19 protein-coding genes are annotated in these 16,048 nt (G+C 66.0%); 10 read left to right on the forward strand and 9 right to left on the reverse strand.

From position 1 onward, the window contains the following. Window positions 1-20 precede the first annotated feature (20 nt). The 3 genes from NJG22_RS03425 to NJG22_RS03435 are packed head-to-tail and all read left to right on the forward strand — an operon-like array spanning window position 21 to window position 1,881. Window positions 21-1,010: a 2-hydroxyacid dehydrogenase gene (locus NJG22_RS03425; protein WP_253092564.1), complete on the forward strand. Its 990-nt coding sequence runs from the start codon at window positions 21-23 to the stop codon at window positions 1,008-1,010. A gap of 31 nt (window positions 1,011-1,041) precedes the next feature. Beyond that, complete coding sequence (locus NJG22_RS03430; protein WP_253092566.1) at window positions 1,042-1,476, forward strand: hypothetical protein; 435 nt, start codon at window positions 1,042-1,044, stop codon at window positions 1,474-1,476. Beyond that, a complete protein-coding gene (locus NJG22_RS03435) occupies window positions 1,477-1,881 on the forward strand; it encodes an META domain-containing protein (protein WP_253092567.1) in 405 nt (134 codons plus the stop codon). A 91-nt stretch (window positions 1,882-1,972) separates the two neighbouring features. Here the strand turns inward: NJG22_RS03435 and NJG22_RS03440 are convergent, their stop codons facing one another. Next, window positions 1,973-2,440 carry a TlpA disulfide reductase family protein gene (locus tag NJG22_RS03440; protein WP_253092569.1) on the reverse strand — a complete coding sequence of 156 codons (468 nt, stop codon included), beginning with the start codon at window positions 2,438-2,440 and terminating at the stop codon, window positions 1,973-1,975. Window positions 2,441-2,526: 86 nt separating this feature from the next. Between NJG22_RS03440 and arsC the strand changes: the two genes are divergently transcribed. The 3 genes from arsC to NJG22_RS03455 are packed head-to-tail and all read left to right on the forward strand — an operon-like array spanning window position 2,527 to window position 3,888. Further along, a complete protein-coding gene (gene arsC, locus NJG22_RS03445) occupies window positions 2,527-2,880 on the forward strand; it encodes an arsenate reductase (glutaredoxin) (RefSeq protein WP_253092571.1) in 354 nt (117 codons plus the stop codon). Beyond that, on the forward strand, window positions 2,877-3,482 hold the full coding sequence (gene wrbA / locus NJG22_RS03450) for an NAD(P)H:quinone oxidoreductase (RefSeq protein WP_217853388.1): 606 nt from the start codon (window positions 2,877-2,879) through the stop codon (window positions 3,480-3,482). The genes arsC and wrbA overlap by 4 nt, the downstream gene beginning before the upstream one ends. Next, window positions 3,475-3,888 (forward strand): DUF2069 domain-containing protein, encoded by a 414-nt coding sequence (locus NJG22_RS03455; protein WP_253092573.1) that lies wholly within the window; start codon window positions 3,475-3,477, stop codon window positions 3,886-3,888. The genes wrbA and NJG22_RS03455 overlap by 8 nt, the downstream gene beginning before the upstream one ends. Before the next feature lie 114 nt (window positions 3,889-4,002). Here NJG22_RS03455 and NJG22_RS03460 read toward each other — a convergent pair whose 3' ends face one another. Further along, window positions 4,003-4,674, reverse strand: a complete 672-nt coding sequence (locus tag NJG22_RS03460) for a DNA-3-methyladenine glycosylase I (RefSeq protein ID WP_253092575.1) — start codon at window positions 4,672-4,674, stop codon at window positions 4,003-4,005. Between the two features lie 4 nt (window positions 4,675-4,678). Then, window positions 4,679-5,503, reverse strand: coding sequence for a tRNA 2-thiocytidine(32) synthetase TtcA (gene ttcA, locus NJG22_RS03465; RefSeq protein WP_253092577.1), 825 nt, complete (start codon window positions 5,501-5,503; stop codon window positions 4,679-4,681). 260 nt (window positions 5,504-5,763) lie between these two features. On the opposite strand from ttcA, the gene NJG22_RS03470 reads away from it, so the two are divergent. Next, the gene (locus NJG22_RS03470) at window positions 5,764-6,363 is read left to right on the forward strand and encodes a Yip1 family protein (RefSeq protein WP_134691826.1); all 600 of its coding nucleotides are present in this window, start codon (window positions 5,764-5,766) and stop codon (window positions 6,361-6,363) included. 123 nt (window positions 6,364-6,486) lie between these two features. Continuing rightward, window positions 6,487-6,981 carry a SprT family zinc-dependent metalloprotease gene (locus NJG22_RS03475; RefSeq protein WP_253092579.1) on the forward strand — a complete coding sequence of 165 codons (495 nt, stop codon included), beginning with the start codon at window positions 6,487-6,489 and terminating at the stop codon, window positions 6,979-6,981. Between the two features lie 203 nt (window positions 6,982-7,184). Here NJG22_RS03475 and NJG22_RS03480 read toward each other — a convergent pair whose 3' ends face one another. The 4 genes from NJG22_RS03480 to NJG22_RS03495 all read right to left on the reverse strand — a co-directional run bounded on the left by NJG22_RS03480 (window position 7,185) and on the right by NJG22_RS03495 (window position 11,607). Further along, window positions 7,185-8,507 carry a dicarboxylate/amino acid:cation symporter gene (locus NJG22_RS03480; protein WP_217853383.1) on the reverse strand — a complete coding sequence of 441 codons (1,323 nt, stop codon included), beginning with the start codon at window positions 8,505-8,507 and terminating at the stop codon, window positions 7,185-7,187. Window positions 8,508-8,866: 359 nt separating this feature from the next. After that, the gene (locus NJG22_RS03485) at window positions 8,867-10,207 is read right to left on the reverse strand and encodes an ATP-binding protein (RefSeq protein WP_253092581.1); all 1,341 of its coding nucleotides are present in this window, start codon (window positions 10,205-10,207) and stop codon (window positions 8,867-8,869) included. Next, window positions 10,204-10,881, reverse strand: coding sequence for a response regulator (locus tag NJG22_RS03490; RefSeq protein WP_253092583.1), 678 nt, complete (start codon window positions 10,879-10,881; stop codon window positions 10,204-10,206). The genes NJG22_RS03485 and NJG22_RS03490 overlap by 4 nt, the downstream gene beginning before the upstream one ends. Before the next feature lie 120 nt (window positions 10,882-11,001). Beyond that, window positions 11,002-11,607: a hypothetical protein gene (locus NJG22_RS03495; RefSeq protein ID WP_253092585.1), complete on the reverse strand. Its 606-nt coding sequence runs from the start codon at window positions 11,605-11,607 to the stop codon at window positions 11,002-11,004. A gap of 121 nt (window positions 11,608-11,728) precedes the next feature. On the opposite strand from NJG22_RS03495, the gene NJG22_RS03500 reads away from it, so the two are divergent. Together NJG22_RS03500 and NJG22_RS03505 are read left to right on the forward strand one after the other, a co-directional pair. Further along, complete coding sequence (locus tag NJG22_RS03500; RefSeq protein WP_253092587.1) at window positions 11,729-12,520, forward strand: dienelactone hydrolase family protein; 792 nt, start codon at window positions 11,729-11,731, stop codon at window positions 12,518-12,520. 158 nt (window positions 12,521-12,678) lie between these two features. After that, window positions 12,679-13,374 carry a 4'-phosphopantetheinyl transferase superfamily protein gene (locus tag NJG22_RS03505; protein WP_253092589.1) on the forward strand — a complete coding sequence of 232 codons (696 nt, stop codon included), beginning with the start codon at window positions 12,679-12,681 and terminating at the stop codon, window positions 13,372-13,374. Here the strand turns inward: NJG22_RS03505 and NJG22_RS03510 are convergent. After that, the gene (locus NJG22_RS03510) at window positions 13,371-14,975 is read right to left on the reverse strand and encodes an ATP-binding protein (protein WP_253092591.1); all 1,605 of its coding nucleotides are present in this window, start codon (window positions 14,973-14,975) and stop codon (window positions 13,371-13,373) included. The genes NJG22_RS03505 and NJG22_RS03510 overlap by 4 nt on opposite strands. Next, window positions 14,972-15,667 carry a response regulator transcription factor gene (locus tag NJG22_RS03515; RefSeq protein WP_253092594.1) on the reverse strand — a complete coding sequence of 232 codons (696 nt, stop codon included), beginning with the start codon at window positions 15,665-15,667 and terminating at the stop codon, window positions 14,972-14,974. The genes NJG22_RS03510 and NJG22_RS03515 overlap by 4 nt, the downstream gene beginning before the upstream one ends. Between the last annotated feature and the right edge of the window lie 381 nt (window positions 15,668-16,048).

Below are 16,048 nucleotides of genomic sequence, written 5' to 3' on the forward strand. Positions count from 1 at the left end.
CTCATGAAAGGAACCCAACCATGCGCGCCCTGTTGTTCAGCAGCCAGCACTACGACCAGGAAAGCTTCACCCGCGCCGCCCAGGGCAGCGCCCTGGAGCTGCACTACCAGGCAGCCCGCCTGACCCTCGACACCGCCGCGCTGGCCCAGGGTTTCGAGGTGGTCTGCGCCTTCATCAACGACGAACTCGACGCCCCGGTACTCGAGCGCCTGGCCGCCGGCGGCACGCGCCTGGTGGCGTTGCGCTCGGCCGGCTACAACCATGTCGACCTGGTCGCGGCGCAGCGCCTGAAACTGGCCGTGGTACGGGTGCCGGCCTACTCGCCGCACGCGGTCGCCGAGCACGCCGTGGCCCTGATCCTGGCCCTCAACCGACGCCTGCACCGGGCCTACAACCGCACCCGCGAAGGCGACTTCACCCTGCACGGGCTGACCGGCTTCGACCTGCATGGCAAGACCGTCGGGGTGGTCGGCACCGGCCAGATCGGCGCCGCCTTCGCCCGTATCATGGCTGGTTTCGGCTGCCAGCTGCTGGCCTACGACCCCTACCCCAACCCCGAACTGCTGGCACTCGGTGCCCGCTACCTGACGCTGCCCGAGTTGCTGCGCGAAGCGCGGATCATCAGCCTGCACTGCCCACTGACCGAGCACACCCGCCACCTGATCAACGCCCAGAGCCTGGCTCAGCTGCAACCCGGCGCCATGCTCATCAACACCGGTCGCGGCGCGCTGGTCGACACCCCGGCGCTGATCGACGCGCTCAAGCGCGGCCAACTCGGCTACCTGGGGCTGGATGTGTACGAAGAAGAGGCGCAGCTGTTTTTCGAGGACCGCTCCGACCAGCCGCTGCAGGACGACGTGCTAGCGCGGCTGTTGACCTTCCCCAACGTGATCGTCACCGCGCACCAGGCGTTCCTCACCCACGAGGCGCTGGATGCCATCGCCGCCACCACCCTGGACAACATCGCCCGCTGGGCGGCAGGCAATCCGCAGAATCTGGTCACGGGATGATGCTAGGATACGCGGCATTTCTGGAGGACCCATGGTCGAACACGATTTCCGCTACACCCTTTTCAACCCGCAACACACCCTGATCGAGTGCCGCGCCCTGGTACCGGGCCGCTACCAGGTTACCGGCAACGGCGGCTCGATCCAGAAGGGCGACGCCCTGCTGGTTTCGCTCAAAGGCAGCAAAACCCTCTGCATGCGCCTGACCGTGGACAGCGTGCGCCACCTGATCAACCCCACCGGGCAGTGGGTGGCCGTGGCCCAAGGGCCAGTGTTCAATGAGTTGGAAATCCACGAGTGGCAGGTCAAGTGCGATCGCTGCGACGCCGTGCTGGACTTCGAGTTCGCCGCCGAAGCCAAGCTCGGCAAGAAGGGCCACGCGCCGGCGGCCAGCGCCCGGATCCAGGAACTGGGCTGGACCAGCCTGGGCGACAAGCACCTGTGCCCACAGTGCCAGGAGCGCACCTGAGTGAAACAGCTACTGACCGCCGTGCTGATCGCCAGCGGCCTGCTGGGCTGTGCCGCGCAGCCGTCGAAACTGCAGCAGGAGCAAAGCTACCTGCTGGAGTGGATCGGCGAACGCCCGTTGATCGACTACAGCCATCTGACCCTGACCCTGGCCAGCGATGGCCGGGCCTATGGCAATGCCGGCTGCAACCACTGGTTCGCGCCCTACACGCTGGACGGCCAACGCATCAGCTTCGGCAAGGTCGGCAAGACCCGCAAGCTGTGCGCCCCGGCGCTGATGGACCAGGAAAAACGCTTCCTGCAGGCACTGGAGACGGTGCAGCGCTGGGATGTGTCGCCGATCGAGCAGATTCGCTTCTGGCCTGCCGAAGGCAAGCCGCTGCGGTTCTGGCCCGAGGAAGGCTGACAACCGCCGGGGCCGCGCCTACAGGTGAATGCGAAACCCTGTAGGAGCGGCCTTGTGTCGCGATAGGGCTGCAAAGCAGCCCCAAGATCGATCAGGCGCCGCCTTTCAACGCCTTGATCTTCGCCTGCAGCCCTTCTAGCGTCTGCTCCCCCATCAGCTGCTCGCGTACCTTGCCCTTGTCGTCGATGATGTAGGTCACCGGCAGCGCCTCGCTACGCGGCAGCTCGTAGCGCTCGGCCGGGTCCTGGGCCAGCACGGTGAAACCAATGCCCAGCGTATCGGCGGCGGCTTTCAGGTCCGGCCCCTGCAGGCCATCGAAGTTCACCCCCACCACGCGAATGCCCTGGGCATCCCACTGCTTGGCCGCAGCATTGAGCTCGGGGATTTCGGTACGACACGGGCCGCACCATTCGGCCCAGTAGTTGAGCACCAGCCAGTGCCCGTCGATCTGCTCGGCCTTTACCGTGTTGCCGTGCTGGTCCACGCCGTAGTCGGCACCGCAGCCGCCGAGCAGCAGGCTCGCGGTGATGGCCAGTGCAGCTGCCAAACGCCTTGCCATGGGTCAATCCTTCTCGAAGTTTTCAAGCATTGAAGTCGGTCGCTGCGGTTAGAATAGCCGCCACACCCTGCTGGATGCGACCCGTCATGACCGAACTGACCCTCTATCATAACCCGCGCTGCTCGAAATCCCGCGGCGCCCTGGAGCTGCTCGAGGCACGCGGCCTGGCGCCGACCATCGTGCGCTACCTCGAGACCCCGCCGGATGCCGCTACCCTCAAGCGCCTGCTCGGCCAGCTGGGCATCGCCCCGCGCCAGTTGCTGCGCAGCGGCGAGGATGAATACAAGGCCCTCGACCTGGCCAACCCGGCCCTGAGCGACGCCCAGTTGATCGACGCCATGGTCCAGCACCCCAAGCTGATCGAACGGCCAATCCTGGTCGTCGGCGACAAGGCGGTGATCGGCCGGCCACCGGAGAAAGTGCTGGAGATCCTGCCGTGAGCGAGCCCTACATCCTGGTGCTGTATTACAGCCGCCATGGCTCGACCAGCGAGATGGCCCGGCACATCGCCCGTGGCGTCGAGATGGCTGGCCTGGAAGCACGCCTGCGCACCGTGCCGGCGATTTCCACCGAGTGCGAAGCCGTAGCCCCGGACATTCCGGCCAGCGGCGCGCTGTACGCCACCCTCGACGACCTGCGCCACTGCGCGGGCCTGGCCCTGGGCAGCCCGACCCGCTTCGGCAACATGGCCGCACCGCTCAAGTACTTCCTCGACGGCACCAGCAGCCTGTGGCTGGGCGGCGAGCTGGTGGGCAAGCCGGCGGCAGTGTTCACCTCCACCGCCAGCCTGCACGGCGGCCAGGAAACCACCCTGCTGTCGATGCTGCTGCCATTGCTGCACCACGGCATGCTGGTCACCGGCCTGCCCTACAGCGAATCGGCGCTGCTCGAGACCAGCGGCGGCGGCACCCCCTATGGCGCCAGCCACCATGCCGGCGCCGACGGCAAGCGTGAGCTGGACCCACACGAGATCACCCTGTGCCGCGCCCTTGGCCAACGCCTGGCGAATACCGCCAAGGCCCTGGGTGGCCAGCGTGGCTAGAAAACCCAAGATCCTGCCGCCACTGGACTGGCTAGCCCCGCGGGTGCGGGTCGCCCGCGCCCTGAGCCTGGCCTGCTTTTTTGGCCTGATCGCCCTGCTGGTGGTGAACAACCTGTGGTTCGCCAACCTGCACGGGGCGCGGGTCGAGGTAATCCTGGCCATCGAGCTGATCCCCCTGTTGCTGCTGCTGCCGGGCATGCTCATGGGCAGCGCCCGGGCGCATGCCTGGACCTGCTTCGTGGTCAACATCTACTTCATCAAGGGCGTGCTGGCGGCGTTCGATCCGGCGCGGGCGCTGTTCGGCTGGGTCGAGGTGCTGGTGAGCCTGGGGTTGTTCGTGGCCGGGCTTTTGTATGTGCGCTGGAAGTTTCAGTTCGAGCGGCGCATGGCCGGCGAAGGGAGCTGATTCCGGGGCGGCTTTGCAGCCCATCGCGACACAAGGCCGCTCCTACAGGGGAACGCATCATCCTGTAGGAGCGGCCTTGTGTCGCGCTAGGGCCGCACAGCGGCCCCAGCGATCTCAGTGGTTGACGGTATGCGCCAGCATCACCGACAACTGGCACAGCGGCCGGCCGCTCTCTGCCTGCCACTGATTGAACGCCTGCTGCACCAGCGCCAGGTCGCGCTGGCTGGTCGGCGCCTTGTCGATCACTTTTTGCGCGATCAACGCCGCCGCCATGTCATCGGTGGGGATGAAGGTATCCTTGCCAACCATGCGCAGGAAGCGCGGCGCCGACAACCCGCCGAGCTGGTTGCCGTGCTTGGCCAGGTACTTCCACAGCCCGACGATGTCGGTCTCGGGCCAGTCGGCGATGAACGCGCCGAAGCTGCCCTTCTCCTTCGCCACGTCGAGGATCATCTGCGCATTGCGCGGTACGCTCTTGAGCTTGCCCAGATGGCGGATGATGCGCTCGTCCTGCATCAACCGCTCCAGGTGCTCGGCGCCCATCAACACCACTTTCTGCGGGTCGAAGCCAAAGAACACCTGCTCGAAGGCCGGCCACTTGGCATCCACCAGGCTGTGCTTGAGCCCGGCGCGGAACACGCGCAGGGCCAGGGTCGACAGGTAGCGGTCGTCGGCGATGTCGCGCAGCTGCGCCGCGGTGCGCGGCTGCGGCAGGAAGGCCTCCAGTGCCTGGGCCGAGCCGAAGCGGTTCAGGCAGTATGCATGCAGCCACTGGTAGTCGCGCATGGGCTCAGAGGTTCACCACGTCAAGGAAGCGCGGGGTGGCGCTCTCGTCGATCTTCAGGCTGGTGAAGTCGAACAGGTTGCGGTCGGCCAACTGCGACGGCGCCACGTTCTGCATCGCGCGGAAGATGCTCTCGGTACGGCCCGGGTGCTTGCGCTCCCACTCCACCAGCATGTCCTTGACCACCTGGCGCTGCAGGTTTTCCTGCGAACCGCACAGGTTGCACGGGATGATCGGGAACTCCTTCATGTCCGAATAGGCCTGGATGTCCTTCTCGCTGCAGTAGGCCAGCGGGCGGATCACCACGTTGCGGCCATCGTCGGCGCGCAGCTTCGGCGGCATGCCCTTGAGCGCACCGTTGAAGAACATGTTGAGGAAGAAGGTCTCGACGATGTCGTCGCGGTGGTGCCCCAGGGCCATCTTGGTCGCGCCGATCTCGTCGGCGAAGGTGTACAGAGTGCCGCGGCGCAGGCGCGAGCACAGCGAGCAGGTGGTCTTGCCCTCGGGTACCAGCTCCTTGACCACCGAGTAGGTGTCCTTCTCGACGATGTGGTACTCGACGCCCAGTTCCTTCAGGTAGGCCGGCAGCACGTGCTCGGGGAAGCCCGGCTGCTTCTGGTCCATGTTCACCGCGACGATGTCGAACTTGATCGGCGCCACCTTCTGCAGGTGCAACAGAACGTCGAGCATGGTGTAGCTGTCCTTGCCGCCGGACAGGCAGACCATGACCTTGTCGCCATCCTCGATCATGTTGTAGTCGGTGATGGCTTCGCCAGCGAGACGACGCAGGCGTTTTTGCAGTTTGTTCTGGTTGACCGAGAGGGTGCCCATAGCGCTTGAATCCGCGAGGTGTGACAAAAGGCGGCTATTTTACGCACAAACCGGGCGGGGCAGTAGGCCAATCCGATAAAGACTTCAAGGGAATCAGCACCGGGCCTGACAGCGCAATTTGCTCTAAAAAGCCGGTTTTATGCGGGGAACGGCTTCCTATACTGCGACATAAGGCCACATTACCGCTTGCATCGGTGTTCGGCCTCGGGCCGCAGGCGCTCCATCTGGGGGGCGTTTGGCAACCAATAGGAGTGACCGGCATGATTCATCACGTTGTGGGGCTGTTTACCCATCCCGACCAGGAGTGGCGGGAAATCCGTGGCGAAGAAGAAAGCATCAGCCACATGTACCTGACGCACACCCTGATCCTCGCGGCGATTCCCGCCGTCTCGGCATTCATCGGCACCACCCAGGTCGGCTGGGTGATCGGTGACCGGCCGGCGGTGATGCTGACCATGGAAAGCGCGATCTGGATGAGCATCATGTCGTACCTGGCGATGCTCGCCGGGGTGGCGGTGATGGGCGCCTTCATCCACTGGATGGCACGCACCTACGACGCCAACCCGAGCATGGCGCAATGCATCGCCTTCGCTACCTACACCGCCACCCCACTGTTCATCGGCGGCCTCGCGGCGCTGTACCCGCACCTGTGGCTGGGCATGCTGATCGGCACCGCGGCGATCTGCTACACCGTGTACCTGCTGTATGTCGGCTTGCCGACCTTCATGAACATTCCGTCCGACGAAGGCTTCCTGTTCTCCAGCTCCGTGCTGGCGGTAGGCCTGGTGGTACTGGTGGCGATCATGGCCGCCACCGTGATCATCTGGGGCCTGGGCGTGGGGCCTGTGTACACCAACTAGATCGAACCAACACTGGGGCATCAGCCGAGGCCGCCGCAAGGCGGCCTCGTTTCGTGTTGACCAGCGGTTCGGCGCCTGGGCCGCGCTTGCGGCATAATGCCCGGTCAGGAGAATTGCCCCGCCATGCCCGAGCTGCTCAAACAACGCGTCGAAACCTGTTACCAGCAAGCCGAAGCCTTCTTCAAACGCCCCTTCCCGCGCCCACAGGTGAGCTTCAAGCTGCGCGGGCAAAAAGCCGGCGTCGCCCACCTGCACGAGAACCTGCTGCGCTTCAACCTGCAGCTGTACCGCGAGAACCAGGACGACTTCCTGCGTCAGACCGTGGCCCACGAAGTGGCCCACCTGGTTGCCCACCAGCTGTTTGGCGAGCGTATCCAGGCCCATGGCGAGGAATGGCAATTGATCATGCGCGGGGTGTACGAGCTGCCGCCGAACCGTTGCCACAACTACGAAGTGCAGCGGCGCGTGGCCACGCGCTACATCTACCGGTGCCCGTGCCCGCAAAGCGATTTCCCGTTCACCGCCCAGCGGCACAAGCTGGTGCGCCAGGGGCGACGCTACCTGTGCCGGCGGTGTCGGGAGATTTTGGTGTACAGCGGCCAGACCCGCGTCGAGTAGAGGCCGGTTGCCCCCCCTGTAGGAGCGGCCTTGTGTCGCGAAAGGGCCGCAAAGCGGCCCCAGGATCTCGGCGTTGATGCAAGGAGCGCCGGGGCCGCTGCGCGGCCCTTTCGCGACACAAGGCCGCTCCTACAGGGGTAGGCGTATCCCCTAGACGCAAAAAAGGCGACCCGAAGGTCGCCTCTTGGCCTTTCACACGTCGCTCAACGCGCCGGGCCTTCCGCGACGCCCAGGTCGTCGGTCGGACGGGTGTCGATCAACGGCGCGCCACCGGAGGCCAGTTCGGCCTGCAGGGTGTCGGTGTCCAGTTCCTTGACCCACTTGGCCACGACCACGGTGGCCACGGCGTTGCCGATCAGGTTGGTCAGGGCGCGGGCTTCGGACATGAAGCGATCGATACCCAGGATCAGCGCCAGGCCGGCGACCGGCAGGTGGCCAACCGCCGACAGGGTCGCGGCGAGGACGATGAAGCCCGAGCCGGTAACGCCCGCAGCCCCCTTGGACGCGACCAGCAGCACCAGCAGCAGGGTGATCTGGTGGGTGATGTCCATGGTGGTGTCGGTGGCCTGGGCGATGAACACCGCGGCCATGGTCAGGTAGATCGAAGTACCGTCGAGGTTGAACGAGTAACCGGTAGGGATCACCAGGCCGACCACGGATTTCTTCGCGCCCAGGCGCTCCATCTTGGCCAGCATGCGTGGCAGGGCCGACTCCGAGGACGAGGTGCCCAGCACGATCAGCAGTTCTTCACGGATATAGCGGATCAGCTTGAGCACGCTGAAGCCATGGGCGCGGCAGATACCGCCCAGCACCACCAGGATGAACAGCAGGCAGGTGATGTAGAAGCAGGCCATCAGGTAGCCCAGCTGCACCAGCGAGCCCACGCCGTACTGGCCGATGGTGAAGGCCATGGCACCGAAGGCACCGACCGGGGCCAGCTTCATGATCATGTTGATGATGTTGAACATGACATGGGCGAAGCGGTCGATCATGTCCAGCACCGGCTTGCCGTAGCTGCCCAGGCGGTGCAAGGCGAAGCCGAACAGCACCGAGAACATCAGCACTTGCAGGATGTCGCCGTTGGCGAAGGCGCCGACCACGGTGTTGGGGATGATGTTGAGCAGGAAGCCGACGGTGGTCTGCTGCGCGCCGGCGGCGGCGTAGGCGGCCACGCTGCTGGCGTTCAGGGTGCTGACATCGACGTGCATGCCGGCGCCAGGCTGGACCACGTTGACCACGACCAGGCCGATGATCAGGGCGATGGTGGAGACGATTTCGAAGTACAGCAACGCGTAACCGCCGGTCTTGCCGACCGACTTCATGCTCTGCATGCCAGCGATGCCGCTGACCACGGTGCAGAAGATGATCGGGGCGATGACCATCTTGATCAGTTTGACGAAGCCGTCACCCAGCGGTTTGAGGGCAACCCCGGTTTCCGGGTAGTAGTGGCCGAGCAGGATACCGATGGTGATGGCGACGATCACCTGGACATACAGCGATTTGTACAGCGGCTGACGAGTCGTCATGGCTAGATTTTCCTCAAGTGGGCCGGCGCATCCTTCCCAGGATGTCGGGGCACCTGAATCGCGAACCCTCCTGCACCCGGAGGGATTTGTCGTTGTGTTTGAGCGCCTGGGCAGGCGTCTGCCAGGTGAATAGCAAGGGCGATGCCAAAATGCCCGCTCGCGGTGCATAGCCCATGATTACAGGGTGTGAGTGCCCCGGGACGGAGCGAAAAAGCCGATAGGGAATGGCGGATTCCCGCCTGATGGCGGAAATCGTACAGGGACATTGGCGGTTTTCCGCCCGCACACGCTCTCTGGGAAGCCGCGTGCGGGCGCACAGCGTCGGCCCGCTTCGCCAGCACGCGGGCGCCTACAAGGTGTCAATCCAGGCGGAACAGGATACGAAACGCAGCCCCGCCCAGCTCGGAATCGCCCAGGCTCAACTCAGCGTCATAGCTGTCGATGATGTCCTTGACCACCGCCAGGCCGATCCCCTGCCCCGGGTGCTGGCGGTCCAGCCGCTCGCCGCGTTCGAGAATGCGCTCGCGCTGGTCGGGCGGCACGCCCGGGCCATCGTCCTCGATCCACAGCGCCAATTGCCCCGGCGCCTCATGCAGGCGCACCCGCACCTGCCCCAGGCACAGCCGGTAGGCGTTCTCCAGCAAGTTGCCGAGCAGCTCGAGCAAGGCGCCCTGCTCCATCGGCACCCGTGCCTGATCCGCGACCTCGAGGCTGACCAGCACCTGCTTGTCGCGGTACACCTTGGCCAAGGTGCTGCACAGGCTGTCGAGCAGTGGCTTGAGCTCGACCTGGTGGCGCACCAGGCCGCTCTTGCGCAGGCTGGCGCGCTGCAATTGGTAGTCGATCTGCTGGCTCATGCGCTCGATCTGGCTCTGCAACACCCGCGCCTGTTCGCGGTCACCGTGCTCCAGGCTCTCGCCCACGCCCTGCAACACGGCCAGCGGGGTCTTCAAGCTGTGGGCCAGGTCGTCGAGCGAGTCGCGGTAACGCTGGCGCTGCTCGCGCTCGCTGTGCAGCAGGCGGTTGAGCGAGCCGGTCAGGCGCAGCAACTCGCGCGGGTGTTCGCGGCTCAGGCCGTCGCGGGCGCCGCTTTCCACCTCGTCCAGCTCGGAACTGAGCCGGCGCAGCGAGCGCAAGCCCCAGGTCAGGCCGGCCCACAGCAGCACCATCAGCGCCAGCAACGCCGCGCCAAAGCCAAAGTAGAGCTTTTCGCGCAAGCCATTGAGGGTGTCCTGGTACTCGCGCAGCGGCTGCAGGGCAACGATGCTGAACGCCGCGCTCTTGCCGCCCAGCAGCTTGACCTCGACATCATAGACGAAGAACTCCTCGCCATCGTCCTGGTGGATGCGCGCGAACTCGTTGCCGCGCCCGTCGTAGCGCGGGTGGTAGTTGATATTGCGGTTGCGCGTGGCCCGCGACTGCCACACCAAGGTGCCCTGGCGGTCGAAGATGTAGCCGAGCAGGCCGGTGTAGGGCAGGTTGTAGCGCTCGTCCGGCAGCAGCGCCGGCATCTGCAACTGGCCGTGCTCGATGCGCGCGGCGGAGATCAAGGTGGTCACGTCCGAGGCCAGGCGCTGCTCGATCGACTCCTGCAACGCCAGGCTGAAGGCCTTCTGCAACGCTGGCAGCAGCGCCAGCATGAACAACAGCGCCAGCAGCGCCGCCGCCAGCATCAGGCGCAGCCGCAGCGAGCGGATCATCGGCAGCGCTCGGTGAACAAGTAGCCCAGGCCACGCACGGTGTCGATCGGCTTGAAGCCGTTGGCGCCCTCGAGCTTGCGCCGCAGGCGTCCGACCAGCACCTCGATGACGTTGGGGTCGCGCTCCTCGTCGTCCGGGTACAGTTGCTCCATCAGGCGGTCCTTGGCCACCACTTGCTGGTGATGCCGCATGAGGTATTCGAGAATGCGGTATTCGTAGGCGGTCAGCGCCAGTGGTTGCTCGTCCAGCGTCGCCTGCTTGCGGTTGAGGTCGAGCATCAGCGGGCCGGCGGCGATGGTCGACTGGGTAAAACCGCTGGAACGGCGCAGCAAGGCGTTCAGGCGCGCCTCCAGCTCCTCGAACTGAAACGGCTTGACCACGTAGTCGTCGGCGCCGGCGGCCAGGCCTTCGACCTTGTCCTGCCAGTTGCCGCGGGCGGTGAGGATCAGGATGGGGAAGGTCTGGCCGAGGCTGCGCAACTGGCGAATCAGGTCCAGGCCGCTCATGCCCGGCAGGCCCAGGTCGATCACCGCCAGGTCGTGGTTGTACTGTTCGGCCTGGTACAAGGCTTCTTCGGCATTGGCCACCGCCTGGACCACATGGCCGCCTTCGCCGAGGCGGGTGAACAGGTGATGCCGCAGCAGCGCCTCATCCTCGACCACCAGCAATTTCATGCAGATCTCCTTAACGTGGATACGCCTGTTCGATTGTAAGCGCGGGGCAAGCCCGCTCCCACGGCGATACGTGGGAGCGGGCTTGCCCCGCGCTGAAGCCAGTACAGGATAACAGCGGCCTCAGAACTTGTAGGTAGCCGCCAGGTAGGTCTGCGCGCTGCTTTTCAGGCGCAGGGTACCGTCCTTGGGCCCCCCATGGGCACCGATCTCGGTGGCGGCGTTGCTGCGCAGGTAACGGTAGCCCAGCTCCACCGCGGTATTGTCGGTGACTTCCTGGATCACCCCGGCCTGCAGGCCCACGGCGTAGCCGTAGTCGGTGTCGCGACGAGCGCCTGGCGAGTCCTGGGTCAGCTTGGTCACGCCCAGGCTGCCACCGCCGAACAGTTTGGTGGTATCGCCCACCGGCAGGAACAGGTCGTAGCTGCCGAGCAGGTTTTCCTGGCGCAGCTTGACGCCGCCGTGGTCACCCGAGACGTTGTCGTAGGTCAGGTAGTAGCGGCCCTGGTCGTTGATCTTGCCCAGGCGCGCGCCCCAGGTGCCGTCCTTGCCGATGATGCCGTCGGCGTTCAGGCCATCGGTGTTGCTCTGCAGCATGCCGGACTTGCGCACTTTGTCGCTGGTCTGGCCGTAGGTCAGGCTGGCGAAGTTATCGTCGGCCTGGGCGGCGGTGGTGAGGCCGGCGGCGCAAACCGCCATGGCGGCGATCAGGGTGTTGAGCGTTTTCATGGTTGGGTACTCCGGTTGGATGCGTTGTTTCTGTCTGGGGACTAGAGTAGGGAGGTCGCCCTGAACCCTGGCTGAACCCGGCCTGAACCCAGGCTGAACGAATCGAACGAGGAACCTGACCATGCGTACCCTGCTTGCCCTGGCGCTGCTGTGCAGCGCCGCCCTCGCCCAGGCGGCGGTGCAGACCCGCGAGATCCCCTACCAGGACCATGACGGCAATCGCCTGGTCGGCTACTACGCCTACGACGACGCCCTCGAGGGCAAACGCCCGGGGGTGGTGGTGGTGCATGAGTGGTGGGGCCTGAACGACTACGCCAAGCGCCGCGCCCGCGACCTCGCGGCGCTGGGCTATAACGCCCTGGCCATCGACATGTACGGCGACGGCAAGCACACCGAGCACCCCGCCGACGCCCAGGCGTTCATGGCCGCGGCGATGAAGAACCCGAAAGCGGCGGCGCGGCGCTTCGATGCCGGGCTGGAGCTGCTGAAGATCCAGCCCAACACCAACAAGCACCAGCTGGCAGCCATCGGCTACTGCTTCGGCGGCAAGGTGGTGCTCGATGCCGCGCGCCGGGGCGAGAAGCTCGATGCCGTGGTGAGTTTCCATGGCGCGCTGGTGACCCAGACCCCAGCCAAGCCTGGGGTGATTCGCGCCAAGATCCTGGTGGAGCATGGCGAGGCCGACAGCATGGTCACCCCGGAGCAGGTGGCGGCGTTCAAGAAGGAAATGCACGATGCCGGGGCCGACATGAAGTTCGTCGGCATCCCTGGGGCCAAGCATGGGTTCACCAACCCGGATGCCGATCGGTTGAGCCATGGTGGGCATGGCGGGCCGGATATCGGCTATGACAAGGCGGCTGATGAGCGTTCGTGGAAGGATATGCAGGCGTTCTTGAAGACCGCGTTTGACTGAAGATTTTGGGGCTGCTGTGCAGCCCTTTCGCGACACAAGGCCGCTCCTACAGGGATATGCGCTCTCCTGTAGGAGCGGCCTTGCGTCGCGAAAGGGCCGCAAAGCGACCCCAAAATCTGTACTCCACCACCCGCCAACAGGCTGGCACAATACTCGCCATGAACAGACTCCCCACCTGCTGCGCCCCGCTCCAGCACCACTGGCCCCTGCCCCACCCGGTCCCTGGCGCGGTGCTGGTCAGCTGCGCCTTCGACCCAGCCCTGCTGGCAGCCGACGATTTCCAGCGCGCCGGCGTCGTACAAACCGCCAATCTGCAACGCTCGGTGGCCAAGCGCCAGGCCGAATACCTGGCCGGCCGGGTATGCGCCCGCGAGGCGCTGCGGCGGCTGGATGGCCGTGACTATGTGCCAGCCACCCACGAAGACCGCTCGCCCATCTGGCCGACGGGCATCCATGGGTCGATCACCCATGGCCAGGGCTGGGCGGCAGCCGTTGTGACAGCCCAAGGCACAGGGCTGGGGCTGGACCAGGAAACCCTGCTGAGCGAAGAGCGCGCCGCACGCCTGGCCGCAGAGATCCTCACCCCCGCCGAGCTCGAACGCCTGGATCGCGGCCAGCAGGCATTGGCCGTGACCCTGACCTTCTCGCTCAAGGAAAGCCTGTTCAAGGCGCTGTACCCCATCACCGGCCAGCGTTTCTATTTCGAGCATGCCGAACTACTGGAATGGTCCGCCGACGGCCACGCCCGCCTGCGCCTGCTCACCGACCTGTCGGCCGAGTGGCGCCACGGCGTCGAGCTGGGCGGCCAGTTCTGCCTGCAGGACGGTCATCTGCTGAGCCTGGTCAGCGTTTAATCGCGTGGCTGCTCCCGCGGCCAGCTCAGGCTGAAACACGCCCCGCCCAACTGCTCGCTGCGCCCGACCAGCGCCCGGCCACCGTGCCAGTAGATGATCCGCCGCACGATCGACAGGCCCAACCCATGCCCGCCCGAGGCGCGGGTGCGGCTGTCGTCCAGCCGGGTGAAGGGGGTGAAGATGCGGTCCCACACCCCTTCTGGAATACCCGGGCCGTCGTCCTCGACATCGATCCGGCAACGCTCCTGCCCCAGCTGGTAGCTCAGGCGCACCTCGCCCTCGGCATGGCGCATGGCGTTGCGCACCAGGTTCTGCAGGGCCCGGTGCAGGTAGCGCGGCTCGGCCTCGACCCAGGCGCCGCCGCCGTCCAGGCCGTGGCATTGGCCACGCAGCACGCGCACCTCGGCGCGCAGCGGCGCCAGTTCGTCGATTACCCGCGCCAGCAAGGCGTCCAGGTCCACCGCCTGGAAACTCAGCGCCGGCGCGCCCTGCTCCAGGCGCGCGTAGGTCAGCATCTCGTCGACCAGCTTGTCCAGGTCCTGGATGTCGCCGTCCATGCCGGCCAGGTGCTTGGCCCGGGCCTGCTCGGTGCTGGCGCTCTCGATCATCTCCAGGCCGAAGCGCAGCCGCGCCACCGGTGTGCGCAGCTCGTGGGACACCGCCCGCACCAGCTCGCGCTGCATGGTCAGCGAGCGCTGCAGGTGCTCGGCCATGCCGTTGAAGGCCTCGGCCAGGCGCCCCACCGAGTCGGCATCGCCGGCCGGCACGCGGGTGTCCAGGCTGCCTTGGGCGATGCGCGTGGCCGCCACCTCCAGGCCCGAGACCCGGCGTTCCAGTTGGCGCACCAGCAGGTAGACCACCAGGCCGATCAGGCACAGACCGAGAAAGGCGATCAGGATCAGCAGCTGCGGCGGATAAGGGTTGAGCTGGTACAACGGGCCGATCTCCAGCACCCAGGGTGAGCCGGACAGCCCCGAGAACACGCGGATCGAGTCGCCATCGCGGCCCAGCGCCATCACCGTGTCGCCCTCTTCCACCCGGCGCCGCTGGTCGTCGTCCAGGGCGGCGCGCTCGATGCGCTGCAAGGCCACATCGAAGCCGAAGCCCTTGTCCCGGCGCAGTTGCGCAAGGCGAGCCGGCTGCTCGGTCACCGGATAACGCACCAGCTCGTCGGCCAGCAGGTACAGGGTGGCGCGGGCCAGCTGCTCGCTGATCTGCTTGACCTCGGCCACCAGCAGCAGGTCTTCGTGGCCGACCCGGCGCAGCACCCGGGCGGCATGGGGGCCGGTCTTCTCCACCACCACCAGGTCGCGGTACAGGCGCGCTCGCTGGCTGCCGTCGAGGGTGAACGCCGACTGCGGTTGCAGGCCCAGCGGCACGCCGAGCAGGCGCGCCCAGATCACCAGCGAACGGGTGCGCTCCACCGCGTTCTGCTGTGCCAGGTTGTCGGCCATCAGGCTGAAGGTGCCCTGGGCCAGGCGTTCGCGGTGCTGGCCGGCGCGGATCTCGTTGAGCAGGTGCAGGCTGAGCACGCCGAGCACGGCCACCAGCACCAGCACCGCGAGCATGCCGCCGTAGATGCGCAGGAAGATCGAGTTCATGGCGCCTCGCCGACGAACAGGTAGCCCTTGCTGCGCAGGGTCTTGATCAGCCGCGGGGTGATCGGGTCGTCGCCGATCTTGGGGCGGATCTTGGAAATGCGCACATCGATGGAGCGGTCCTGGCCGTCGTAGCCGACGCCGCGCAGCGAGGTGAAGATCTCCTCGCGCGACAGCACCCGCCCGGCGTTGCTGGCCAGCAGCCAGAGCAGGTCGAACTCGGCGCCGGTCAGCTCGATCAACTGGCCGTGCAGGCGCGCCTCGCGCTGGCGGCTATCTATATGCAGCGGGCCGAAGCTCAGGTCCGGGCGGCGCTCGGGGGCCTCGCTGCGACGCAGCAGGGCATTGATGCGCGCCAGCAGCAGGCGCGGGCGCACGGGCTTGCACACGTAGTCGTCGGCGCCCAGGTCCAGGCCCTGGACCTGGTCGAGCTCGTCGCTGCGGGCGGTGAGCATGAGGATGGGGCCAGGGTACTGGCCGCGTACCCGGCGGCAGATGCTCAGGCCATCTTCGCCGGGCAGCATCAGGTCGAGGATCACCAGGTCCGGCTGGCTGTCGATGATGCGCCGCGCGGCGCGGCCACCGTCGCCCTCCACCGCCACCTCGAAGCCGTTGGCCTGGAGGTACTCGGCGGTAAGCTCGGCGAGGCGCTGGTCGTCCTCGACGATGAGGATGCGGTTGATTGGCTGGTCCATGGCCTTACCCTTCTTCTGGTTTTTGTCGGGCCTTGCTGTTGGCTGTATCAAGGCCGATACAACCCTTTGATTCCAGCGAAAATCCACCTTCACCAAAGCGCAACATCGCCTGCCGATACTACGTCCCGCCCCCACCCCTGCCAACCACATCGCATGGCGCTGGACTGAACCGTTTTTTGTGATAGGGTGCGCGCCCGCAGAAATCTGCGCGGGGGCGCGGCAGCGGGAAAAATAGTGCAAACCACTTGGGACAAGGCCTACAGCCGATACCCACGAATGACCCACAAAGTACACACAACTTATCCACAGGCGATCGAGTTGCAAAGCCCCCAAGACCGCATTATCTTGTATCCCCATCGCAGCGAACCACTAGATATTGGG

Source organism: Pseudomonas sp. VA159-2, assembly GCF_024126635.1.
Taxonomy (GTDB): domain Bacteria; phylum Pseudomonadota; class Gammaproteobacteria; order Pseudomonadales; family Pseudomonadaceae; genus Aquipseudomonas; species Aquipseudomonas muyukensis.